The sequence below is a fragment of the Pyrococcus yayanosii CH1 genome (assembly GCF_000215995.1).
GTDB classification, from domain to species: domain Archaea; phylum Methanobacteriota_B; class Thermococci; order Thermococcales; family Thermococcaceae; genus Pyrococcus; species Pyrococcus yayanosii.
Map to the genome: position 1 here is coordinate 602,261 of NC_015680.1, position 22,984 is coordinate 625,244.

23 protein-coding genes and 1 tRNA gene are annotated in these 22,984 nt (G+C 52.1%); 5 read left to right on the forward strand and 19 right to left on the reverse strand.

Annotated elements, in window-relative coordinates:
- Positions 1-67: 67 nt before the first annotated feature.
- Positions 68-787: an FAD-dependent thymidylate synthase gene (gene thyX / locus PYCH_RS03485; RefSeq protein ID WP_013905455.1), complete on the forward strand. Its 720-nt coding sequence runs from the start codon at positions 68-70 to the stop codon at positions 785-787.
- On the opposite strand, the gene PYCH_RS03490 is transcribed toward thyX, so the two are convergent.
- The 9 genes from PYCH_RS03490 to PYCH_RS09765 form a co-directional block, all read right to left on the reverse strand.
- Positions 784-2,064 (reverse strand): MFS transporter, encoded by a 1,281-nt coding sequence (locus tag PYCH_RS03490; protein WP_013905456.1) that lies wholly within the window; start codon positions 2,062-2,064, stop codon positions 784-786. The two genes, thyX and PYCH_RS03490, sit on opposite strands and share 4 nt — an antisense overlap.
- 85 nt (positions 2,065-2,149) lie before the next feature.
- Complete coding sequence (locus PYCH_RS03495; RefSeq protein ID WP_013905457.1) at positions 2,150-3,472, reverse strand: TldD/PmbA family protein; 1,323 nt, start codon at positions 3,470-3,472, stop codon at positions 2,150-2,152.
- Between the two features lie 10 nt (positions 3,473-3,482).
- Positions 3,483-4,904, reverse strand: coding sequence for a TldD/PmbA family protein (locus PYCH_RS03500; RefSeq protein ID WP_013905458.1), 1,422 nt, complete (start codon positions 4,902-4,904; stop codon positions 3,483-3,485).
- A gap of 60 nt (positions 4,905-4,964) precedes the next feature.
- Entirely contained in the window at positions 4,965-6,197 is a 1,233-nt protein-coding gene (locus tag PYCH_RS03505) for an MFS transporter (protein WP_048058188.1), read from the reverse strand.
- 63 nt (positions 6,198-6,260) lie between these two features.
- A complete protein-coding gene (locus PYCH_RS03510; RefSeq protein WP_013905460.1) occupies positions 6,261-6,923 on the reverse strand; it encodes a DUF4097 family beta strand repeat-containing protein in 663 nt (220 codons plus the stop codon).
- Positions 6,913-7,569, reverse strand: a complete 657-nt coding sequence (locus tag PYCH_RS03515) for a DUF4097 family beta strand repeat-containing protein (RefSeq protein ID WP_013905461.1) — start codon at positions 7,567-7,569, stop codon at positions 6,913-6,915. Before PYCH_RS03515 ends, PYCH_RS03510 begins: the two co-directional genes overlap by 11 nt.
- A gap of 31 nt (positions 7,570-7,600) precedes the next feature.
- Entirely contained in the window at positions 7,601-8,887 is a 1,287-nt protein-coding gene (locus PYCH_RS03520; RefSeq protein ID WP_013905462.1) for a DMT family transporter, read from the reverse strand.
- Positions 8,884-9,288: an ArsR/SmtB family transcription factor gene (locus tag PYCH_RS03525; protein WP_013905463.1), complete on the reverse strand. Its 405-nt coding sequence runs from the start codon at positions 9,286-9,288 to the stop codon at positions 8,884-8,886. The genes PYCH_RS03520 and PYCH_RS03525 overlap by 4 nt, the downstream gene beginning before the upstream one ends.
- Positions 9,289-9,741: 453 nt before the next feature.
- Entirely contained in the window at positions 9,742-10,290 is a 549-nt protein-coding gene (locus PYCH_RS09765; protein WP_158306785.1) for a hypothetical protein, read from the reverse strand.
- A gap of 234 nt (positions 10,291-10,524) precedes the next feature.
- Here PYCH_RS09765 and PYCH_RS09600 point away from each other — a divergent pair, with 234 nt between their 5' ends.
- Positions 10,525-10,686, forward strand: a complete 162-nt coding sequence (locus tag PYCH_RS09600; protein WP_013905465.1) for an AbrB/MazE/SpoVT family DNA-binding domain-containing protein — start codon at positions 10,525-10,527, stop codon at positions 10,684-10,686.
- The gene (locus PYCH_RS03530) at positions 10,676-11,587 is read left to right on the forward strand and encodes a DNA-methyltransferase (protein WP_013905466.1); all 912 of its coding nucleotides are present in this window, start codon (positions 10,676-10,678) and stop codon (positions 11,585-11,587) included. Before PYCH_RS09600 ends, PYCH_RS03530 begins: the two co-directional genes overlap by 11 nt.
- 56 nt (positions 11,588-11,643) lie before the next feature.
- On the opposite strand, the gene asnB is transcribed toward PYCH_RS03530, so the two are convergent.
- Positions 11,644-13,092 carry an asparagine synthase (glutamine-hydrolyzing) gene (gene asnB, locus PYCH_RS03535; protein ID WP_048058189.1) on the reverse strand — a complete coding sequence of 483 codons (1,449 nt, stop codon included), beginning with the start codon at positions 13,090-13,092 and terminating at the stop codon, positions 11,644-11,646.
- Between the two features lie 150 nt (positions 13,093-13,242).
- On the opposite strand from asnB, the gene map reads away from it, so the two are divergent.
- Entirely contained in the window at positions 13,243-14,130 is an 888-nt protein-coding gene (gene map / locus PYCH_RS03540) for a type II methionyl aminopeptidase (protein WP_013905468.1), read from the forward strand.
- 11 nt (positions 14,131-14,141) lie between these two features.
- On the opposite strand, the gene PYCH_RS03545 is transcribed toward map, so the two are convergent.
- The 8 genes from PYCH_RS03545 to PYCH_RS03580 all read right to left on the reverse strand — a co-directional run bounded on the left by PYCH_RS03545 (position 14,142) and on the right by PYCH_RS03580 (position 21,177).
- A tRNA-Ser gene (locus PYCH_RS03545) sits at positions 14,142-14,227 on the reverse strand.
- A gap of 33 nt (positions 14,228-14,260) precedes the next feature.
- Positions 14,261-15,592, reverse strand: coding sequence for a pyridoxal-phosphate dependent enzyme (locus PYCH_RS03550; RefSeq protein ID WP_013905469.1), 1,332 nt, complete (start codon positions 15,590-15,592; stop codon positions 14,261-14,263).
- A gap of 4 nt (positions 15,593-15,596) precedes the next feature.
- Positions 15,597-17,543: a beta-CASP ribonuclease aCPSF1 gene (locus PYCH_RS03555; protein ID WP_013905470.1), complete on the reverse strand. Its 1,947-nt coding sequence runs from the start codon at positions 17,541-17,543 to the stop codon at positions 15,597-15,599.
- Between the two features lie 10 nt (positions 17,544-17,553).
- A complete protein-coding gene (gene psmB, locus PYCH_RS03560) occupies positions 17,554-18,168 on the reverse strand; it encodes an archaeal proteasome endopeptidase complex subunit beta (protein WP_013905471.1) in 615 nt (204 codons plus the stop codon).
- A gap of 78 nt (positions 18,169-18,246) precedes the next feature.
- Positions 18,247-18,855: a tRNA (pseudouridine(54)-N(1))-methyltransferase TrmY gene (gene trmY / locus PYCH_RS03565; protein WP_013905472.1), complete on the reverse strand. Its 609-nt coding sequence runs from the start codon at positions 18,853-18,855 to the stop codon at positions 18,247-18,249.
- Positions 18,855-19,442 carry a CPBP family archaeomyxosortase MrtA gene (mrtA, locus tag PYCH_RS03570; RefSeq protein WP_013905473.1) on the reverse strand — a complete coding sequence of 196 codons (588 nt, stop codon included), beginning with the start codon at positions 19,440-19,442 and terminating at the stop codon, positions 18,855-18,857. The genes trmY and mrtA overlap by 1 nt, the downstream gene beginning before the upstream one ends.
- A 5-nt stretch (positions 19,443-19,447) precedes the next feature.
- Complete coding sequence (locus PYCH_RS03575) at positions 19,448-20,344, reverse strand: hypothetical protein (protein ID WP_013905474.1); 897 nt, start codon at positions 20,342-20,344, stop codon at positions 19,448-19,450.
- Between the two features lie 23 nt (positions 20,345-20,367).
- Entirely contained in the window at positions 20,368-21,177 is an 810-nt protein-coding gene (locus PYCH_RS03580; protein WP_013905475.1) for an FKBP-type peptidyl-prolyl cis-trans isomerase, read from the reverse strand.
- Positions 21,178-21,271: 94 nt separating this feature from the next.
- Here PYCH_RS03580 and PYCH_RS03585 point away from each other — a divergent pair, with 94 nt between their 5' ends.
- Entirely contained in the window at positions 21,272-22,312 is a 1,041-nt protein-coding gene (locus PYCH_RS03585; protein WP_013905476.1) for a deoxyhypusine synthase, read from the forward strand.
- On the opposite strand, the gene PYCH_RS03590 is transcribed toward PYCH_RS03585, so the two are convergent.
- The gene (locus PYCH_RS03590; RefSeq protein ID WP_013905477.1) at positions 22,283-22,969 is read right to left on the reverse strand and encodes a hypothetical protein; all 687 of its coding nucleotides are present in this window, start codon (positions 22,967-22,969) and stop codon (positions 22,283-22,285) included. The genes PYCH_RS03585 and PYCH_RS03590 overlap by 30 nt on opposite strands.
- Between the last annotated feature and the right edge of the window lie 15 nt (positions 22,970-22,984).

Here is a 22,984-nt window from a genome sequence, read left to right on the forward strand (position 1 = left end):
CGGCCCGGATATTGGTGGAGGGTGAGTATTTTTAAACTTTGCGGTCTATAGCTCATCCGGTGATTCCATGGTCGACGTCAGGCTCATCAACTACACCCCAAGGCCTCTCGAGACAATTACATGGGCGGCCCTGATAAGCTATTGGGAGGAGTGGGAGAGCGAGGCCTTTGAAAGAATGAGCAGGGAAGACGTTGAACGGCACCTGCCGAGAATCCTTGGCTATGGCCACGAGAGCATCCTTGAGCATGCCGTCCTCACCTTTGCCATCGAGGGCTGTTCAAGGGTCTGCACGCACCAGTTGGTGAGGCACAGGATAGCGAGCTACACCCAGAGGAGCCAGAGGTACATCGTGGAGGACGGTGTTGATTTCGTTATTCCTGAGAGCGTTGGGAGAGCGGAGAGGGAGAAGCTGGGCAAGAAAGTGGAGGAGTTTCTGAAACTGGCAGGGGAGCTGTATGAAGAGCTAATCAGGGCGGGAGTTCCGCAGGAGGACGCGAGATACATCCTCCCACAGGCAGTTAAGACTAAAATCGTCGTTACCATGAACCTCAGGGAGCTGAAGCACTTCTTCGGCCTGAGGCTGTGCGAGAGAGCCCAGTGGGAGATTAGAGAGGTCGCATGGAAGATGCTGGAAGAGATAGCTAAGAGAGAGGAGCTGAGGCCAATAATAAGGTGGGCCAAGCTTGGGCCTCGGTGCATTCAGCTCGGCTACTGCCCAGAGGGTGAGCTCATGCCACCCGGCTGCTGGAAGAGGACGAAAGAGAAGTGGGAGAGGATGACGCGTTAGGCGAGTTCCTTTCCCATGGTCTCCTCCCCTAGTGCCAGGACGTCTATGGCGCCGATTATAGACACGATTGCTATGACTAGAACCGCCAGGGCGACACCGCTGACTTCCATGATTTTTCCTGCAACTATGGGGGCCAGTCCCCCGCCTATCCTTGCCATCGCTCCAGCCCATCCTGTCCCAGTGCCCCTGATGGCAGTCGGATAAAGCTCCGGCGTGTAGGCGTATATCGCCCCCCAGGCACCGAGGTTGAAAAAGCTGAAGGCTACCGCGCTCGCGACTATTGCAGTTTCGTTTCCTGAGTTGGCCGCGAAGTAGAAGCCCACTCCAGCTATTCCAGAAAGCAGGAGGTAGTAGGAGAGGGTCTTCTTCCTCCCAATCCTCTCAAGCAGGTAAGCGGCGCTCCAGTAGCCGGGCAGTTGGGCTATGGCGGTGATTATGAAGTACTGAAAGCTCCTGAAGACGGTGATTCCCAGCGTTGCCGAGAGAAACCTAGGAAGCCATATGAAGAAGCCGTAGTAGGCGAAGGCTATGCTGAACCAGGCTATCGTGAGCATGAGAGTCGTTTTACCATAGCGCCTCCAGAGGTCTCCGACCGAGGCTTTCCTTTCCCCTTTCGGGGCCTCAAGCTTAACGCTCACCCCGAGGGCTTTTCTGATGGTCTCCTCGGCTTCCTTAACGCGCCCCCTGATGAGCAGGTAGCGAGGCGATTCAGGCAGGGTTAGAAGAAGCGGCAAAATAAGTATCACCGCGCCGCCGAAGAGCAGTATGCCCCTCCAGTCGGCCTTTACGAGAATCGCAACTACGCCTATGATTACCGTGCCTATCGCCCAGAAGCTCTCAAGGACTGAAATCATCGCGCCTCTCACGGATTTTGGCATGAACTCGGCGAAGTAGGAGCTTGCGACCGGCAGGGAGCCGCCCAGTCCAAGGCCGACGATGAAGCGCAGGATTATGAGGGCGTCGAGGTTTCCGGCGAAGGAGCTGACTGTCGAGGCAAGGGAGAAGGTGGCAACTGCGAGGGTGAGCGTCTTCTTCCTTCCAATCCTGTCCGCGAGGTAGCCGAAGAGCCACGCGCCGAAGAGCATACCAAAGAGGGCCGCCGAACCGAGGGAGCCGAGCTTTGTAAGGCTCCCCTGGAAGGCCGGGTCGTTCTTGAGGAGCGCTATGACGAATCCGGCCGAGATGGTATTCACCGCTATAAACGCCCACACCGTTCCGAGGATGACCAAAAGCGTGTAGTGGAACTTATTCAACCGGGAGTTTTCGATGGCCTCCATCCCCATCACCGTGACGGATTTTCTTTTGTTTGAAGGAGAAGTTAAGCATTCTCTTCCAGTAAGAAGGGATGGGAAAAGAGAAGACTCAAATCGTAGCCCTCGTTATTCCCACGTCCTTCACGAGGACGTAGGGTGTCGAAACTGGCGTCCTGACCTCCCACCAGTGGATGTGGTGGCTCTCCTTTCCGAGGGCCTTGATTCCCTCAAGGATCCTCTGGAAGTTGTCGCTGACGCGAATGTTCCTTATCGGCCTCAGCTCTCCATTTTCCACGAGGAATATTCCATCCCTCGGGATGGTCGAGAAGTCTCCAGCTACATAGTTCTGGAATCTTGTATACCAGACGTTGGTTATGTAGATGCCCCGCTTGACTTCCTCGAAGAGCTCCTCCCTCGTGTAATCACCCGGCTCGAGGAGGATGTTCCAGGCGCGAGGCATTATAAGACCAGCGTTGGCGGTCGTCTCCGTCCCGTACTTCTTGGCTAAGCTCGTGTTTAGAAGGAACGTCTTGAAGGTTCCGTTCTCGATTATAGTGGTCTCCCTCGTAGGCACACCTTCGTCATCGAACTTTCTGCTACCGTAGCCGTTGGGCAGGTTTCCAATGTCCTTGATGGTAACCAGCTCACTCGCGACCTTCTGGTTAAGCTTGTTCACCAGGAAGCTAAAACCGGCCTCTGCCGCGTAAGCTGAGGTCATAAAGCTCATGTAGCTCAGCAGGTTGGCGAAGGCTAAGGGGTCAAAGATGACGTCGAACTTCCCCTCCGGCCCCTGCTCCGGGTTCCTCGCCAAAGAAGCTATCTCACCAGCCTTCCTGCCTGCGCTCTCGGGGTCAAACTTCTTGAGAACCCTGACAGAGTTTGTCCCGTGTCCGCTCTCAAGGTCTCCAATGAATGCCCTAACGCTTATCTCTATCCCGGTGCCTTCGTCAAAAGCTTCAACCCCGTTGCTCGTGGTGAGGTAGAGCCTGTTGTGGTCTGTGTAGAGAACACCGGCAACTCTTTTGGCTCCCTCCTCAAGGGCCGCATTGATTGCCCTCTCAACGTACTCGCCAAGCTCATCGAGCTCGACTATCGCCTTATCAAAGGTCTCCGGGATATCCCTATACTGGAACGGCCCCTCGGCGATGCCGTAGTAGTCCTCCTTGGGAGACATGCCCTTCATGTTGCTCAGGAGCGTTTTTAGGGTCCGCTCGATGTTTTCCTCGCTCAGCTCGGTTATAGTTGTACCAGCTACCCTCTTCTCCAGCTCCACGAAGAGTTCGACCTTCCTCTCGTGCCAGTTCTTGGCGACGGTTATCTCGTTGTTGGCGAAGCGAATCTGGCGCCTGTTCATCTCATGGCTCAAAACGACGACGTCGCCGAAGCCGAGCTCTTTGGCCTTCTTAAGGATGAACTCGTTAACGTCAAACATCTCCACCACCTCACGGCCTCCTCAGCGGTATGTTTCTGAGCCTTGCATGCGCCCCGCCCATCCAGACGGGCACTCCCTGCCCGGGCTCGCCTTTGCCGCAGGTTCCCGGGAAGAATTCGACTTCTTTGCCGACGGCATCGACGCTGCTCCAGAGCGCCCTCGTCGTTATCTCAAGGATAGGCCTCCTGACAGGGTGCTTTATCTCGCCGTTCTCGATGAGGTAGGCCTCCCTTCCGATGTACCTCTGCTGGTATCTCCTGTCGTCGATGTTCCACTCGTTGAAGGACACCATGTAGACGCCGAGCTTGATGTCCTCAATCAGCTCCTCGAAGGAGTAATCGCCGGGAGCCAAGTAGGTGTTGGCCATCCTCACTATCGGCTCGCGGTTGTAGTTGATGGCTCTGGCTGAAGCGTTCGACCTCTGGCCCAGCTTTGCCGCGTATTCCCTATTGGTGAGGAACTCTGTGATTATTCCGTCCTTGATAAGGTAGCGCGGCCTCGCCTTTACTCCTTCATCGTCGTAGAGGTAGAACCCCCAGCTGTTCGGTATCGTCGGGTCCTCGATGACGGTGACGGCTTCACTCCCGATCCTCTCGCCGAGCATGTCCGGCTTTACGAAGCTCTCTCCGGCCTGAGCCGCTTCCCTTCCGAAAATCCTGTCGGCCTCGTAGGGATGCCCAACGCTCTCGTGAACCGCTATCCCCACAACTTCTGGACTTATTACGAGGTCAACTCTCCCTTCGGGTGGCTTCTGTCCCTCATAGATGAGCTTTTTCAACGCCAGTACGTCCTTAACCGCCCAGCTCCACGGCTCGTCCTTCTCGATGAGCTCCAGCCCACCGGAGAAGGCCCTCTGAACGAAGGGTGCCTGCTCCATCTGGCCGTTTTCAAAAACCACGAGGTTGTAGGTTATGGAAACGCGCGGGATTTTGCTCTTGACGTAGGCACCTTCGCTGTTGAGGAAGACCTTTTTCCAGAGCTGGTCGGAGTAGCTTAGATAGCGCATCGGCACGTTCACGCCCGTTGCCTTAACCTCCTCCTCGACCTTCCTGAGGAGTTCGAGCTTCTCCTCCGGTGAAAAATCTCTGAAGTCCTTCTTCATCTTGACCTTGTAGGAGACGCGGTGGAAATCCTCTTCGCTGAAAACTATTGGCTCATTTCTCACTTTGGATGCAGCTCTGGCCAGCTTGACGGCCTTCTTGACGGCTTCACTTATGCTCTCCTTCGTGAGGACGTTTGTTGAAGCGAAGCCCATTCCTCCATCGACCAGGACCCTAATTCCTATACCTTTGTCCGCCAGGATGCTCAGTCCCTCAGGGACGCCATTCTTCATGGCAATACTAGTTCCGGTCTTCTCCTCGAAGCGGGCCTCCGCATAGGAAGCGCCGAGTTCAAGGGCCTTTTCAACGGCGAACTCTACAAGATCATGCATACACACCACCCCAACTTACTACGTCCTGTTAGGGGCATGAAAGTATAAAAGCCTTTCCGCTCAGATGTGCGTCGAACCATTCAGCAGTACTTCTCTATGCCGGAAGTAGTAGTGGGCAACCACGGCACTCATCAAGAGCCAAAGGGCAAGGCTAATCTCCCATGCCTCGAATATCTTCATCAGCGTGCCCACAACCGCGAGGCCAACTGGAGCAGATATGTTTATTAGGAGCGCCAGTGCCGAGAAAACCCTGCCACGAAGCTCGGTTGGTATGGCTCGCTGTATCTTCGCATTGAGGGGGACGTTTATGATTGCGTTGCTGGCACCCCAGAGGATTGCCACACCGGCGAGCGTGAAGAACGCGGCCCACTTCGAAAGGTTCGTGTAAGGCGAAATGAGGGCTATGAACACCAGCATCATCGCCCCGTTGAAGGCCAAAGCCTTGAAGAACAGCCTTCCCGGGTTCTTCAGTTTAACCGCTATCAGCAGGTTGCCAAGGAGCATCCCACCCATGAATGCGCTCTGGAGGAGGCCAAACTGCCGACTTGAGAACTTTAGCACTTCTCTAAATGCGTAAGGCATCAGCACCATGCCAAACGGCTGGCCGAGGGCGTTCATAAAGAGCGCGAAGCTCATAAGAACCATGAGATATCTGCTGGAGCGCAGGAAGGTGATGCCCTCGCGTATGTCTTCAATGACCTGCCGAATACTTTCAAGCTGCCTTGTCTTCCACTCGTACCTTATGAACGCTTCGAACAGCCCCGAACCGAAGAAGCTGACGGCGTTTATGAGGAGGGCAAGTCTTATTCCGCCGATTGCATAAATAACACCGCCGAGGGCCGGACCGACGAGCCTCGCTACAATTGAAAAGGACGAAACGACCGAGTTGGCCCTCTCGAGTTCCCTCTCTTCGACGAGGTCTGGAAACATGGCACCCGTCGCGGCTCCAAAGAACGTTCCCATAATGGCCATGACTACCTGAACAGCCAGCAGTTCGTAGATGTCGAGCAAATCAAAGGTTATGACCCCAAACAGCAGGACGCCCCTGAGTAGGTCGAGGCCAACCATCAACGTCTTCCTATTGTACCTATCACCGATTACGCCGGCGAAGGGCATGAATATTAGGGAGGGGATTACATCGGCCAAAACAAAGAGGCTCATCATGGCACCGCTGTGCGTCTTATCGAGGACGTATAAGGGTAGGGCAACTTCCTGAACAGCCCAGCCAAGCTGGGAGATGAACCTTCCGATAGCGAAGAGCCAGAAGTTCCGGCCCAACTTAGCGCCGAGCATCTCCCCTAACCCCCGTGATCCTCTAACTTAATTACCGAATTAATTAATTGAAGAATTAAAGAATTAAATCAGTTCAACCCTTACATCACCATTCACAGTGCTGACCTTAACCCTGAATTCCCCCGTTCCTATAACCGGCTCGTCCGGGTCTATGCCGACAAACTTGACGTCTCCGCTGACTCTCTTGATGATTATCCTGGCATCGCAGAACTCGGTCAAGCGAAGCGTTATGTCTCCGTTAACGCAGCTTACCTCGACATCCCCCTCAAGCTCCTCAATGGTAAGCTCGATTTCCCCGTTCACGGTTTTTACTTGAAGCGGTCCGGCGACCGTTAGATGGGCCCTTATCCCACCGTTCACGGAGCTGAGCTTTTCGGCCTCGCAGTTCTCTATGCTTATTTCACCGTTTACCGTCGTGACGTCCCCAAAGCACGCGCCTCTAGCCTTGAGCTCTCCGTTCACATTTCTGGCCCTTACCAAAACGCTCCGTGGAATCCTCATCTCTATTTCGGCCCAGCCGCCTAATGACTTCTCGAACAGGCCTAGCACCCTTCTCTTCTTCGGTTCCTCCCTGATTATGAGTTTACTTCCCTTCTGCTCGACTTCAACGTTTGCCTCGCCGTGGACGGTGTAGTTCACCTCGACGTGGTCGTTTTCCCAGCCCTCTATCTCAATCCGACCATTGGTGGCCCTTATCTCAACTTCCCGGACGTTTTCAAACTTCATCAAGCTCACCCCACGTGTCAACGATAACAACGCCTTTCACGCTGGAAATTTTAACTCTATGATCACCGCTCCCGAGGAGCCTTCCGGAGTTTACAACCACCCCTCCGCCCTGCTGGACAGTTTCTATCACGGCATCGCAATCCTCGGGAAGTTTCAGGGTTATTGAGCCCATCACAGCTAAGACTTCAAGGTCTCCCCCAAGCTCCAGTATCTTAAGCTCAAGGTTCCCCATAGAAACGGTTACCTCTGCCTCCTCCCGGATGTACATGGACCCTTTAACCTTGGACGGGCCTACGGAGGGGCTTTTGACTTCGCATTCCTCAAGCTCTGCGGTGGCTTCGCCGATTGCAATGGAATCAAATCTTGTTCTCTTAGCTTTAAGCGAGCCTCTCTTCATGCTTCCTTCGATACAGAAGTCATCTGGAATCCTCATGCTGAGCCTCGCGCGTTCCTTCTCTTTCTTTAACAGGTTCTTGAGCTTCCAGCCGGTAGAGGTCAGCACCTTAAGGGTACTCCCATCTCGTTTTAATGTAAACGCATCTTCGGGCTCGACATAAACGTGAACCGTTCCATCTTCAGAGGGCAGTATTTGCACGTCCGTATCAATGAGCTTTATCCAGACCTTCTCGATGCCTTCAAATCTCACGGCCACCCCTCCGAATAACAGGGAGACCCCACTAGATATGACCCATCAACTCCTCGAGGAGCTCCTTCACGCGTTTGTTGAGCCTTGCCCTGTCCACACCGAGGCCCTCTATGAGCTCGGCGCTTTGCTCCTCCACTATCTCCTTCGCCTTCTCGATGACGAGCTGGCATGCTTCGGCATCTTCTATAGTGTGGATTTTGCCACCCACCCTTATGCGAACCTTTCCATCCTTAGCCGAAATCACAACATCTTCAATGCGTATCTTCGCCCTGCCTCTCCCCACGGTAATTGAAACGTCACCGGCTTTCAAGGATACGTGGTCCTTACCAAGGGACAGGCTCTCTCCCCCGCTCCTGTAGGTTACCCTCTCACCGCTGACCTCTATGGAGTAATCTTCCGTCTGAATCCTCAACCTGTCGCCGATCTTCGTGAGCTGGAAGCCGTTGGTGAGCTCCCTAATCGTGAGCATTTCGCTTGGTGGCCTCTCCGGATGTCCTTCGCGTATCCTTATTGGCCCAATTCTGACTTCCTCCCCACTTGGTGTCTCGATGACCTCAAGGAAGGGTAGCTTAACGTACTCGAAGTCTTCCCCCTCGTAAACCTTTAGGAAGCCCAAGTCGACAACGGTGTCTGCTTTGTTCTTCTTGTAGAGCCTATCATGATGCATGAGGCGGTTGGCCATCTCCACGAAGGCTGGATCCGGAGAAGTTTTCTTTCCGACGATGCTGAGTGAAGTCCAGACCGCGATAGGTGGTATTAGCTTCTTCCTCACCGTGCCAAGTGGGGTCTCGGCCACAACCTCAACCGAGCCATCTATTACCCATCCCACCATCCTCCGACCGAACTTCACGGGATACGCCTTTCCTCTGCCTACTAGCTCCACATTCCCAAAGTGCGCCCCGGTGAACTCGTATGCCTTGCTCTCGACCTTGGCCTTTATTTCACCCTTATCGAACTTGGCCACCAGCAGAGCTGCTATGGCAAGCACGACGGCATAGGCGAAGGCCGTTCCCGCGGTTATCGGGAAGCCCTCTGGGAGACCGAGCCACTTTCCGAAGAACAGGAAGACCGCTATTAAGAATGCGGCCTTCGCGAGGGCGAAGATTACACCACTAACGGTTACGCCGAACCACCTGCCGACGCCGAGCAACTCGATGATGACTATGAGCGCGATTATCGCCCATACCATGTACTCGTTGTAGGCTTCGAGCCTGAGCCATCCCTTGAACAGCCAGAGGACTATCAAGAGAGCTGTCAAACCTTTCAGGTAGTCCCTAATCCTAAACCTCAAAAAACTCTCCTCATAATAGAGGCTCATTCTTCCACCTCCCCGAGGGCGGTTATTATGGTGAGCAGGCGGAGGAGCAGGCGGCCGTTCTCCGTTATCACGTACTTATCCTCACTCCTAACCATCCCAGTTCTTTTAAGGAGCTTGAGATGGTGCGAAACCGTGGGGCTCTCAACCCCTAAGGCCTCCTTTATCTCCTTGAAGCCCATCGGCCTTTCCGAGAGCATCTTTAGTATCCTAATCCTGTCCGGGTTTGCGAGCGCCTTTAAGGTCTTGGCGGATTTCTCCTCGTCGAGCTCGGGCAAGGTTTCGAGTCTCTTCCTTAGTAGGGCTTTTATGGAGAGCATAATTTCGTCAACTGGGTCTATGCTCTTCTCAAGGAGCTCCAGCCGCCTCTTGAGTTCCTCCAGCTGTGCCCTGAGATCCTCCATGTTACCACCTGGTACAGACTTTTGTAGTATGATTTTCTGTACCTATATGGGGTCGAAGGTATATAAAAAATTTACCCATCACCTGGTACTACATACTACATTCGATTATAGTTCCCCTAATTCTAATCAAGCAATATCATACTTTTTGATTGATATTTTGTCTTTGTCATTTTTGTCATATTACCATTTGGCAATGCTATTTTGGTAGTAAGAATTCATCCAAATTTCGGTTTAATGAGCCAAACTGAGACTATAGGAAAAGGAGATAAGTTAAGTGTTACTTATTATACCCCCAATTTTGACAATTCGCCTTTAAATTTTTCACATTAACTTTTCTACTAGACTTGGTATTTTTACTTGATAGAAATGTTTTGTTTTTCTTTTAATTCTTAACTTTCTGTCTCTATATCATGCCCCAACTCTTCTGAAGCTAATTTAGTATTAAATTCTTTTTCATAATCTCGGGCACATGTTTATTATTTCATAATAATCTGTATTAAATTCAATCTTAGTTCTCAGCTCTAAGTAATATAAGTCATATAAATTCCACCATGTTACTCGCCAGCATATACACTCCGGTGGAATTTCGGGGGGCCGTGGGCACTTTTCAGCCCTTTCAATCTTAACTAACACCATGATATGTGGAGCGTCATTTCGTATTTTATAGCGAGTAAGCCTTGGACGGACTCGGACATTAAATTTAACATCTCCATTGGCTTCCCTAATTGGAACAACAGAAATTACTTTGCCGGGACTTACATAGAAATCTCTCGGGGAACGCATGTCTTCTCGGGCAGTTGCTTTTACTTCGATATATCCTATGGGATTTCCTGTAGATGAGTCTATAATTTCAATATCCGGATATCCTGAGCTGGATAACCACTTGGCTTGCAATCTCGACGAAACTGTATTAAATTGTCTAACAATACTCTCCTCTAGACATGGAGTACTTGGACAAGTATTATTACTAACATCATTTGGACGTTTAGCATAGAATATCATATTCCTGATATTATCCAAACTACATTTGAGATATGAAATCATATCACGATGGAGAGGATCGTTCTTAGTATCTATTGGGATAATTCTATGTCCCGTTATGCTATAAATTACATCCCGTAGGTACATCTTGAACCACCGAATTGTACATTTAATTATAATGGGTTTTTAAGGCCTTTCTGAAAAATTTCAGAAAAGTTTAAATATTCTAAAAATTTAGAAAATCTGGGTGATAGAATGGGAAAAATTTTGGGAGTTTCGGTTCTCTCAAGTAAAGGCACTGTAACCATTCCTAAAAAGGTAAGAGAGTTCCTAAGGTTATCAAGAGGCGATTTAGTTGTTTTCAAACTTACAGATAATGGAGAGATCGTAATAAAAAGAGGTGATAATGTTGAGTGAGAAATATAACAAAATATATCACATGGATTGTCTTAAGGGAATGCGCGAATTATTGGAGGATAAAGAAGTTGACGTTGTAGTGACGTCGCCTCCATATAACATAGGGATTAAATACAACAAGTATAAAGACAACATCCCACGAGAAAAATATTTAAAATGGATCGAGAAAGTTGGAAAGGAAATAAAACGAGTTCTAAAAGACGATGGTTCATTCTTTTTAAATATAGGATATACAAACAAAGATCCATGGATTGCATGGGAAGTAGTATTCAAGTTAAGAAAGCATTTTGTTCTTCAAAATGTTATTCATTGGGTAAAATCTATTGCTATTCAGAAAGAAGATGTTGGGAATTATCCAAATATTCTGGGAGACATTGCAGTTGGACATTATAAGCCAGTTAATAGTAAAAGATATTTAAGCATAATGCATGAATACGTATTTCACTTTACAAAAAATGGTGATGTTGAACTTGATAAATTAGCCATTGGCGTTCCTTATCAGGATAAAAGCAATATAGGGAGATGGAAGAGCGCAAAAAAAGATCTTCGAGATAGAGGTAATGTATGGTTTATACCTTATGAAACAATAAAGTCTAAAGAAAAAGAGAGGCCCCATCCAGCAACGTTTCCTACAAAACTTCCCGAAATGTGTATTAAGTTGCATGGATTACATAGAACAAACTTAGTATTAGATCCGTTTATGGGTCTTGGAAGTACTGCAATTGCCGCGATTAGGCTTGGAGTAAACTACATAGGATTCGAAATTGATGAATATTATATAAAAATCGCCGAAGAGAGGATAAAAAGAGAAATTGAAAAAATTAAAGCTGCTGGCCATAACATTAAGGATAGGAGAGTAACATTGGATAAATATCTTAACGCGTTGAAATATATGAAGTGACAAAAGCAGAAGTAATTATGTTCTCAAGACATTATCATACAACATGAGCTGAAACTTCACGCGGTCGAGCGCTGAAAGGTTTCCGAAAAGAGCATCTCAGCAAGCCCCCTGAGCGTCGTTCCTCTTGCCTTCGCGATCTTTTCTAGAAGCTTCTGGGACCTACTTCCATACTGGCACGCCTTCTTCTCCTTCCAGGCGACCTCCCTTGGAAGCCCGAGCTGCTCCGCAGCCCTTCTCAGGATGAGCTTCCTGATGCCTTCCTTGATTTTCAGCTCCAATGGGGTTCTTATGGCAACCCTAACAACCGCCGGGTCAAGGTAGGGGTACCTAACCTCCACGCCATTGAGCATCGAGACCTTGTCATCCCTAGCGAGGTTTCTCTCGCCCATCTCTAGAATGTCCCTCTCCATGAGCTCTGGCCTCTGAAGGTATTTCGCATAGCCCCCGAAGAGCTCGTCCGCACCTTGCCCGCTTAGGAGAACCTTCACACCATCTTCTCTCGCCAGAAGGGTGGCGAAATATATGGGAATGGCAATGGCAAGGTTCACCGCGTTGGGCTCCTCTATAGCGAAGGCCACCTTTGGAAGGGCCTCCTCGACGTCCTCCCGCGTGAATATGAACTCTTTAAGGGGAAGGCCAAGCTCGTCCGCGACCCTCCTTGCCCCTTCTATATCAGGACTGTCCTCCGTGCCGGCGGCGTATAGCGTGATGTCCGAGTATCTCGCCGCGAGGAGAGCTATGAGGGAGCTGTCGAGGCCACCTGAGAACAGGACACCCGTCCTCTTCGTAGTCCTTATCCGGGTGGCGTGAGGGAGGACGTTTAAAATACCCTTAAGGGCCCGCTCCTCCGTGAAGAGCTTTCCCGAAAAGGAGAGCGGGTTGACTAGCTGGAACCTCTTTATTCCCCCCTCGGCCACCTCTACGAGCTCCCCCGGCCTCACGGGAATTGCTTCTTCACCAATGGCCCAGAGGACCTTCTTCTCGGAGGCGAAAAATCCGTTGGGCGAGTAGTAGAGCGGCCTTATGCCGAGAGGGTCGCGGAAGAGGTATATCCTCTGCCCGTCGAAGAAGGCCACCGCGTAGTCACCGTTGAGCATTAGCATAGCCTTCCTCACGGCCTCTTCTACAGAAAGGCCCTTATCGAAAAGGAGATGTTCGAGCAACTTCAGGATTACCTCGCTGTCCACGTCACTCTCGAAGGAGTGCCCCCTTTCCACTAAATATGCCCTCAGCTGGATGTGGTTGTAGATTTCGCCGTTGTGGACAAGGACGAGGTCATTATAGAACGGCTGGGTGAAATCCTTCGAGCCCGTCATGGCTAGCCTGCATTGAGCGAGAACTATTTTGCCAGATGGGACATCATCTAAGTCGGAGAAGTTGGAGGACTTGAACACGCTTCCGTCGGCCCACACTCCGAAAGAATCAGGCCCCCTGTGCTTTCCCGTGAGCATCATCCTCACGAGCTTCTCTCGCCCAAGATGTAATCCTCCCACCACGAGGCACATGCCTTCTCCCCTCATCCCGAATTGTCAAACCTCACGAAAAGCCTTTTCCTTTCCCTCTTGGGTTAGTTTTCTGTTTGGAATGACTTATCCTGAACTGCCGTTCACGGATAACCCTTTTAAGTGGACGCCTGATTTAATTAGGGTGGTCTAATGGAAGTCGAGAAGTTTATCGAGGCCGGGAAGATAGCGAAGAAGGTTCGAGAGGAAGTTGTGAAGCTCGTTAAGCCGGGCGTGAAGCTCATTGAGATTGCCGAGTTTGTAGAGAATAGGATAAGGGAACTGGGTGGAAAGCCCGCCTTCCCCTGCAACCTCTCCCTGAATGAGATCGCCGCCCATTACACTCCTTACAGGGAAGATGAGACCACTCTCAGGGAAGGGGACTACCTCAAGATAGACATTGGTGTCCACATAGACGGCCACATTGCAGACACAGCCGTGACAATTAGGGTGGGAATGGAGGAGGATGACCTTATGGTGGCGGCCAGAGAGGCACTTGATAATGCCATAGCCACCGTGAGGGCTGGCGTTGAGATAAGTGAGCTCGGGAGGGCTATAGAGGAGGCGATAAGGGCTCGCGGCTTCAACCCGATAGTGAACCTGAGCGGCCACAAGATAGAGCCCTACAAGCTCCACGCCGGCATAAGCGTCCCCAACATCTATAGACCGCACGACAACTATGTTCTGAGGGAAGGGGACGTTTTCGCCATTGAGCCCTTCGCAACAACTGGGGCCGGCCAGGTGATAGAGGTCCCTCCCACGCTGATATACATGTACGTGAGGGATGCCCCCGTGAGGATGGCCCAGGCGAGGTTTTTGCTGGCGAGAATAAAGAGGGAATTTAAGACCCTCCCCTTCGCCTACCGGTGGCTTCAGGGAGAGATGCCGGAAGGTCAGCTGAAGATTGCCTTGAAGCAGCTGGAGAAAGCGGGGGCGATTTATGGCTATCCCATACTGAAGGAGGTAAGGAACGGCATAGTGACACAGTTCGAGCACACCGTGGTTGTTGAGAAGGATGGAGCCATTGTAACGACCGAATGAGGCTCGGCAGGTGGCGCCGGGGCGGGGATTTGAACCCCGGTGGGCAACGCCCACGGGATCTCGAGTCCCGCGCCTTCCCTGGCTAGGCTACCCCGGCCTGCGAGATACTACCTCGTCCATTTTATAAACTTCACGGTGCCTCCAGGTTCTCCAGAAGCCTTCTTCCCTTCTCCGTGAGCCTGTAATAGACTCTCCTACCACGTTTGAAGGCGACCTCGACCAGACCAAGGGCCTCAAGCTCCCTCATGTGCTGATAAACGGCCTGATACTTCAGGGGCCTCTCCAGAGAGGCCCAAATTTCGTAGCCGTACATCTCCTTCTCGGCAAGGAGTCGTAATATCTCCAGCTTCGTGCCCCCTATGGAGAACCTTTCCCTCTCCCCAGACCATCCCTTAAGGCCAGAGCCCGTCACGACGAGGACGACCCTGTCCCCCCTCTCGAAGTACCCGTCCTCGGCTAGCTTCAGGAGGGCGGGCATGACGACCGCGGAGGCGTACTCGGCGAATATCCCCTCGGCCGCAAGCATCCTCTCGCCCAGGTCGAGTTCATCCTCACCCACGATGACGGCGGTTCCCTCGCTCTTCTTCACGGCCTCAACTGCCCCCTCCTTCATTACGGGCTCCTTTACGAAGAGGCCGAGGGCCTTGGTTAGCCCACAGTTCTTTTTGAGACCAAGGATCTCGGCCGCTATCGGGTTGCACCTGTCAACCTGAACTGCTATGAGCCTCGGGAGCTCTCCTATGAGATCGAGCTCGAAGAGCTCCCTAAACCCCTTGTAGATGGAGTAGATGTTGCTCCCGCTCCCCGTCGGAACGATAACGTGCGTCGGGTTTACCTCTTCCCAGAGCTCAAAGGCTATGGTCTTCTGGCCCTCCAGTCCGATCACGTTGTTCTCGGGAGTAACATCATAGAGGCCGTTGAGCTTTGCCAGCTCCTTCGCGTACTCTATGCACTCGTCTACGCTCTCTCCGTACCGGATGATCCTCGCCCCGAAGGCTATCATTTGAGCGAGCTTGCCCTTGTCAACCTTCTTAGGGACGACGACGAAGGCCTCTCTCCCAGCCCTTGCGGCATAAGCGGCAAGGGATGCAGCCGCGTTGCCATCGCTAGCCACTATGAAGCCGTTTCCCGCATATGGGAGGCCATAGGAAACTGAAACTGTGGCCAGCCTGTCCCTGAAGGAACCCGTGGGGTTCCTTGTCTCATCCTTTATGAAGACGTCGAATCCCAGTTTCTCGCCTATTTTCGCCTTTATAAAGGGGGTCCCACCCTCTCTTAGGCTAACGATCCTTCTTACGGGGGGCAGCAATTCTTTATAGCGCCATACTCCTTTCTCTCTCCTCCTCCATTTCCGCACGTCCACGGCCGAGTAGTCGTACCTAATCTCAAGGGACTCGCCGCAGACGCAAAAGGGAGGAATTACAGAGGAATATTCCCTGCCGCACCTCGGGCAGGTGAACATGGCTTCACCTCAGCCTTATGGTATCCAAGTTGTTTGGTGCCCTCGTCGATAGGCCAAACTTCTTGTGAATGCTCGTGGCAAGATCGAGACACTTCTGGGGCTCCCCGTGAACCGTTATAACGCGCTCGGGCCTAGGCTTCACGCGTGCCACGTAGTTCATAAGCTCCCTTCTGTCCGCATGGCCAGAGAAGCCGTCTATCGTGTATACCTCCATGTTCACCTTTATGACCTCGGTCTTTCCGCCCTCGCCAACCATCGGTATCTCTCTCGCACCATTCTGTACCTGCCTTCCCAAAGTTCCCTCGGCCTGATAGCTGACGAATATCATGCTGTTCTTTGGATCTGGGGCCAACTGCTTGAAGTACTCGACGCTTGGCCCTCCCACGAGCATGCCCGATGAGGCTATTATTATCGCGGGCTCATTGCTGTCTATTATATCCTGCCTCTCCCTGCTGTTGGCGACGGGCTTAAAGACCTCGTTGAGGAACGGGTTGTAACCCTCGTGGAATATCTGCTCCCTAAGCCTCTTGCTGAGGTACTCGGGGTAGGCCGTATGAATTGCGGTTGCCTCCCAGATCATGCCATCGAGGTATATGGGGACGTCTATGCCGCCAATGCGGGCGTACTCCTCGAGAACCATCATGACCTCCTGGGCCCTTCCGACGGCCATCGCTGGGATGAGAACCTTTCCGCCGCGCTTTATTGTTCTGTGAATGACCTCAATTAGCCTCTTCTCGGCCTCCTCGCGGGGCATCTGGATGTCATTGCTTCCTCCATAGGTAGCCTCCATCACGAGCGTCTCTAGGCGGGGAAATCTCGCATTTGCTGGCTCAAGAAGCCTCGTGGGGATAAACTTGAAGTCGCCCGTAACCGCTATGTTGTGGAGCCCGTTCCCTATGTGGAGGTGGACTATTGCAGAACCGAGAATGTGGCCAGCGTTGTGGAGCGTGAGCCTTATGTCGGGCGAAATGTCACGGACCTCGCCGTAGTCGAGGGTTATGGTGTGCTTTATGACTTCCTTTATATCCCTTGGCCTGTAGAGGGGCTCCTGGCCGTTGCTCTGCTGTATCTCTATGAAGTCCTTCTGGAGAAGCACCATCAAGTCCCTCGTCGGTGGCGTCGTGTATATCGGCCCATCAAAGAGGTTGTAGCGGAAGAGATAAGGTAGCATGCCGCTGTGGTCGAGATGGGCATGTGTTATGATTATCGCATCGAGCAGACCCTCCTTGAGGACGTACTGGAACTCGGGGGCGTCGAAGTGGGGGAAGGCCTTGTAGGGGTCGTTCATCGCCGCAACGTTTACACCGAAGTCGACTAAGACATAGCTCTCGTCGGTCTGGACAAGGAGGGCGCTCCTTCCGACTTCCCTGAAACCGCCGAGCCCGGTTATTCTTATCCAGCGGCTTTTGTACTCCGGCTTTCTGTATATGTTCCTGCCCACCTGCCTGAGGAACTTCCTCCTGTCCTTGCTCTCGGTCTGGAGTAGTTGTCTAATTGAGTAGATGGTCTGGCTCTGGAGAGGCGGCGTCCTAACGACGCGGGGTGCCCAATGAACCTTCTGCGTTATTAGGCGAAGAGTCTCGCCGTTCTTTCCTATGACTAGACCAGGTTTCTTCGCCTCTATTAAGACTTCACCGACGGAGGGGTCAAAGCTTACGCTCGTTATCTCGGCCTCCTTTGGCACTATCTCCATTATGAGCTTCTCAGCCTCCTCAGGAGGTAGGAGAACCTCTGGGTCAGGTCTAATGCTTATCCTCTTCTTGAGCACCTTGGCGAGGTCTCTGATGAGTTCCCCGTCCTTCATTATGGCCTCGGGGTTCTTCACGTAGATGACGAGCTCCGGCCCCTCGAACTCTATGTCCGTTATCTTCGCCTCTTTTGGGACCATTTGACTGACGATTTCCCTAATCTCCTTGAGTATCTCGTCAACCCTGGTCTCTCTCTTAATCACCAGCACCACCTCAGCCCTTCAGAATGGTATTTACTTCCTCCTCGCTTAACTCGCGATAGCCCTTCTCGGTAATCGTGACCACGGTTATGCCCTCACCCGTGAAAACATCCCTCTTTATGGCGGAGTTTATGGCCCTCACGGCGAGCTTCACACCCTCTTCCACGCTCATCTCAGGCTTGTATTGGGAGTCAAGTATCGAGAAGGCGAACTCCATACCGGAGCCAGCCGCCACGTATTTATCCTCCGTAATCCCACCGGCCATATCCACCGAATAAAGCCGGGGGGCGTCGTCGTAACCTCCCACGAGGAACCACACAAGGTAAGGGAAATAGCGAGTGCCGTTCAGTATGTTGGCCAGAAGCGTTGCGAGGGCCTTGGCACTCATACTCCTCCCGACTCTGGATCTGTAGAGCCTAACCTCTGCCCTGAGGAGCCTGACGAGGCTGAGGATGTCTCCAACGTTCCCTGCCCCAGCTATAGCCAGACGCTCGTCTATCTGGTATATCTTAGTGACGTTTTTTGCATAGACCATGTTGCCAAGGCTAGCCCTCCTGTCTGCCGCCAGAACCACGCCGTCCCTACATACAATGCCCACCGTGGTTGTGCCCTTAAACTTTTCTGTCAAGTGCAACACCCCTTTGAGTTGCTTAGAACAGAAGAAACTCTCATGGAAAGGTTAGCGAGCAGTTATATAAAGTTTTCGCTATAGTACTCCGAGCCTGTCGAGGTGTATGTTCACGTAGGCGATAACGTGGGAAGTGAGATAGGAACGGGGTCCGACGCTGACCCTCTTAGCTATAGGCCGGAGAAATGTCTCGTCCTCTGGCGGAAGCCCTATATGGTCTCCCAGGACAAAGGCTACGTTGCCTGAAAACTTCACCTTTGATATATCCTCCCCCTCCTCGTGGAGGTAGTAGAGGGTGGCCCCCTTAATTGTCCTCCTTACGATGTCCTCGAACGTCATGTTACTCACGTAAATCCCGGGTAGAACTTCCAGTTCCTTCGAAGGCTCCCTAAGTCCCTTCGCCCCCTTCAGGGCTCTTGCGATGAGCTTCGCGGTACTTAGCTCATCGGGGTTCAAGGTCTTGGGCTTCATTATCTGCCCCTCGAACCTTATGGCTTTGGGGGGATTTGGAGGTCCGTAAAGGGAGAGCCAGACCCTTACGTTCTTTCTGAAGCCATGGGAGATATGGAACGCGGCGTTCAACGCCCTGCAGAGGAGATCTATGCGGCCGCTCGTCCCGGGCAGGTCTTTGAAGCTGAAGGTGGCATCCGTGCGGGCCTCATTTGCCTTAATTATGAACACCCTCATCACATCACCCCACACATCACGTCGAATATCATGGAGCCCAGCCAGTGAAGAAGGAAGCTCGGAAAGATGCTCTCAGCCCTTAGGTCGAGGTCCGCAAAAATTATGCCGGCTACGAAGGCATAGGGAATCTCAACGGCCGGTTTACCGATATGGACAAGCGTATAGGGAACGTTCTGAGCCAGTATCGTGCCCCACTTGTTCCGCCTGGCTAGGGGAAAGAGAAGGACACCCCTGTAAAAGAACTCGTGGGCGAACATAAAAAGGGCCATTTTCAGTTCCCCTGCGATGAACTCAATCGGCGTCTCGTAAGGAAAGATTGGATAGTAGGAGCGCATCTCAGGAATTAACGTACCGGCAAGGCTCAAGGGGATGGAGAGGAGAAGAAGGATGAGGGCTAGCTTATATCCTTCCCTTTTTCCTCGTGAAAGCCCCAAATCCTTCGGATGGAAGCCTAGGATGAGCGCCGCGAGGAAGGGCACGAGAACGTAAAGGAACAAGTAACCTAAGGGAAAAGGAAGGAAGTTCCCGTGGAAATAAGCGACATATGGTATCGGAAGGAGGAGCAAGAAGAGCAGGAGGGTCTTCATTTCAATCACACCAGCAGGTTTATCTGTGATCTCTTCACCCTGTCCCTGACCTCCACCTTTCCTTCCCTGAACACTATCGCGAGCTCAAGGGGTCTGTCGGGCCTCGAACGTCGTCTGATGATTATTCCAACTTCGTTCCCTATTCTGTCGAGGTTTATCCTTGAGAGGTGGAAGTAAAGGAGCTGGAGGAAGTTCCTGTAGTCGTGCATCTCTTCGAGGAACTCCCTGTGCTCGAGGGGGAGCTTCGGATATACATGCCTCATGAAGAACTCGTAGAAGTGGCCAAAGGTATCGAGAGAAGCGGCGAACAGCAGCCTGTAGAACTCAGCATTCTTGGAGTGGAACATTGAGTCAAGGATGAAGGTCGCCCTTCCCAGGAGCCGGGGGAGAAGGGAAAGAGGCACGTTGTGGGTAGCTAGCTCCAGCGTTGAACCCACCATCATGAGCTTAACGAACCTGTCGCCTCCGAAGTCCATGTATATCTCGTTACCAAAAGATGATATTCTCCGGGGCCTCTCCCTCATGGCGGGGAGGATGTTGGAGAGGATTTTCTTTACGAGCCTCACCGCTCTCTCGTCGCCAACGAGAAGCAATGGGACTCCCATAATCTGGGTTCTCTCGACGAGATGCTTATCGAGGTGGAACTCGAACACCCTATGCCAAGGGGGCATGTTGGCCTTGGTGATTATTTTGAGCTCTATTGGGGACACAAGGACCTCTCTATCAATGCCCCCAAGCCTCTTCTTAAGCAGAACGAGCGGATGCGTCCTGCTTGGGTTTATAGGAGAAATTGGAATTGAAGCAAGCTCACGGAAGGCCTTTATAACCTCGCCCGCTCTTTTTATCTCCCTCTCAGGAAGCCTCAGAGAGAGGTCTTTAAGGAGGAGCTCAAACCTGTCCATGGATAAAAACAGAAGATAGGGGTTTAAGAAGATTCCGGCTTAGCCTCCTCACCCTGAGGCTCCTCAGTAGGCTCTTGGGGTTCTCCTTCGGCCTTCTCTTTCTCCTCGCTTGCCTCTCCCTCCGTTCCTGGCGGCTTTAGAAGTTCATCCATGCCCGGCTTGAACTCGACCTTCTCATAACCTAGGAACTTTATGTCGCTCTCAAGAAGGATTTCTCCGAGTATGAGGGTGTTTCTGTCCACGGGCTGGTCGCCGAAGTCTATTTTGACGTCCTTCTCGCCGACCTCTATCATTATCTTGTCCCTGTCAACCATCGGGAGCCTGAGCTCTATGAGAGCCTTTATCTTCTCGATTGGGTCATCAACCTTCTCGACAATCTCGACCTCGTAGACCAGGGTCTTGCCGGCGAGCGGGTGGTTGAAGTCGACCCTGACGCGGCCACCCGAGACCGTGAGGACCCTCCCTTTTAGCTTCTTCCCGTCCTCGGTCGTTATCTCTACCTCGAGGCCCGGGAAGGGGATTATACCCTGCCTCCTAAACTGGCCCAACGTGAAAACCTTCACGAGCCTCGGGTCCCTAAGGCCAAAGCCCTCCTCGGGTGGAACTTCGATAGTGTACTTCTTACCAACCTCGAGCCCCTCTAGTCTCTTGTCGAGACCGCTTATAAGGTGGCCCGCACCGACGGCCACGGGAACAGGCCCGTATATTCCCTTGGGGTTGTATATGCCGGCCTCCTTTGCGACATCCTCATAGGTCGTGTCGAAGATTTCACCCGTCTCCTTAACCCTGCCCGTGTAGTGCAGCCTGATGACATCACCCTTCTGGACCTTCATGAGCCTGACCTCCTTTGAGCTCTACCACCCGGTTGCCGCGGGCTCTTTTTAAGCTTTCCCAAAGGATTTAAGGGGAGCCCCTCAAGGATCACCCATGAAGCCGAAGGATATAGTTCTCAAGGAGTCCGAGGAGGTAGGGGGAACACCCATCGAAGGCCCCTGGCTCGACGATGTGAACACACTTGAGGAAGTCATTGAATATTACCACCGGATTGGCTTCCAGGCAACCCATCTTGGAAAGGCCGTCGAGATCTGGCGGAAGGTGGAGGCGAAGAGGGCAAAGGGTGAGGAAGTTAGGATCTTCCTTGGCTACACGTCGAATATCGTCTCATCGGGCCTCAGGGAACTTATAGCGTGGCTGGTTAAGGAGGGCAAGGTGGACGTCATCGTAACGACGGCTGGTGGCGTCGAGGAGGACTTTATAAAAACCTTGAAGCCGTTTATCTTGGGGGATTGGCACGTTGACGATGCCGACCTGCGCAGGAGGGGCATAAACAGGATAGGCAACATCTTCGTGCCTAACGACCGATACATCGAGTTCGAGAAGTACATGATACCATTCTTCGAGCGGGTTCTTGAGCTTGAGAAGGAGCGAGGAAAGCCTCTCACTGCGAGCGAGCTCATTTATGAGCTCGGTAGATACATGGATGAGAAGCTTGGGAAGGAGAAAGAGCACTCGATAATCTACTGGGCCTACAAGCGGAACGTGCCGATATTCTGCCCGGCGATAACGGACGGTTCGATCGGTGATATGCTTTACTTTTTCAAGGAGGAACGTGGGGACAAGGAACTAATAATCGACATCGCCAACGACATCGTCAAGCTCAACAACCTCGCGGTTACCGCCAAGGAGACTGCCTCGATAATTCTGGGCGGTTCACTGCCGAAGCATGCGATAATAAACGCAAACCTCTTCCGCGGTGGGACTGATTACGCCATCTACATAACGACAGCAATCCCATGGGACGGCTCTCTGAGCGGTGCGCCGCCGAGTGAAGGCGTCAGCTGGGGGAAGATAAAGGCAAGAGCCGATTACGTTGAGATATGGGCAGACGCGACCCTTGTATTCCCGATACTTGTGTGGATGGTCATGAAAAGAAAAACGTCAACCGGGGCACTTGAGGAGTGTCAGTAGGGCCCCCACGGCGCAGTTTAGCTCCCGCTCTCCTGTAGCCTCAACGACCAGGACACCATCCCTTGGAATGTATATTTTGTTCTCCTTGGCACCCTCCTTTGGTCCTATTAGGATTATAACGAGATTCCTGTCATTGCCTATAATCCCCAATCCCAGCTTGACCTTTTGCATGAAAGTTAAGTAGGTGTTGTGAGTTATGCCCATTGCCTTCTTAGAGGCCTCTAGCCGTGCCTCCGTTTCGTTGCCTAGCTCCTTAACGAGCTGAAGGTAGAAGGGTGCGGTTGCTATAGCCCCAATGCATCCGCTTATGTCGCCAGCCGACTCCGTTCTGAGTAGGCACGTTTCCTTATCCACATTCGCACACTCCTCGAAGTCTGTGGAGCCCACTATTATGGTTATGCTCTTGTAGGGCTCCTTATAGTGAGCGAAGCGCACCGTCCAGTTAAGGTCCTTGAAGAAGTTTCCGGAGCTGTGGGCCATATAACTCTCCACTTCGAACCTGATAAGCTTGCCATGGCATGGAACGTATATGACGTCCTTAGCTTGAGGCCCATCCGTCGGTGAAAGAACCGCAGGAAATCTCGAGTATCCGTAGTAAACAACTGCTGGGGGCAGAGCGAGTAGCAGGACTAGGAGAACTACAAGCGCCTTTTTCACTTTTGAGCCTCCAGA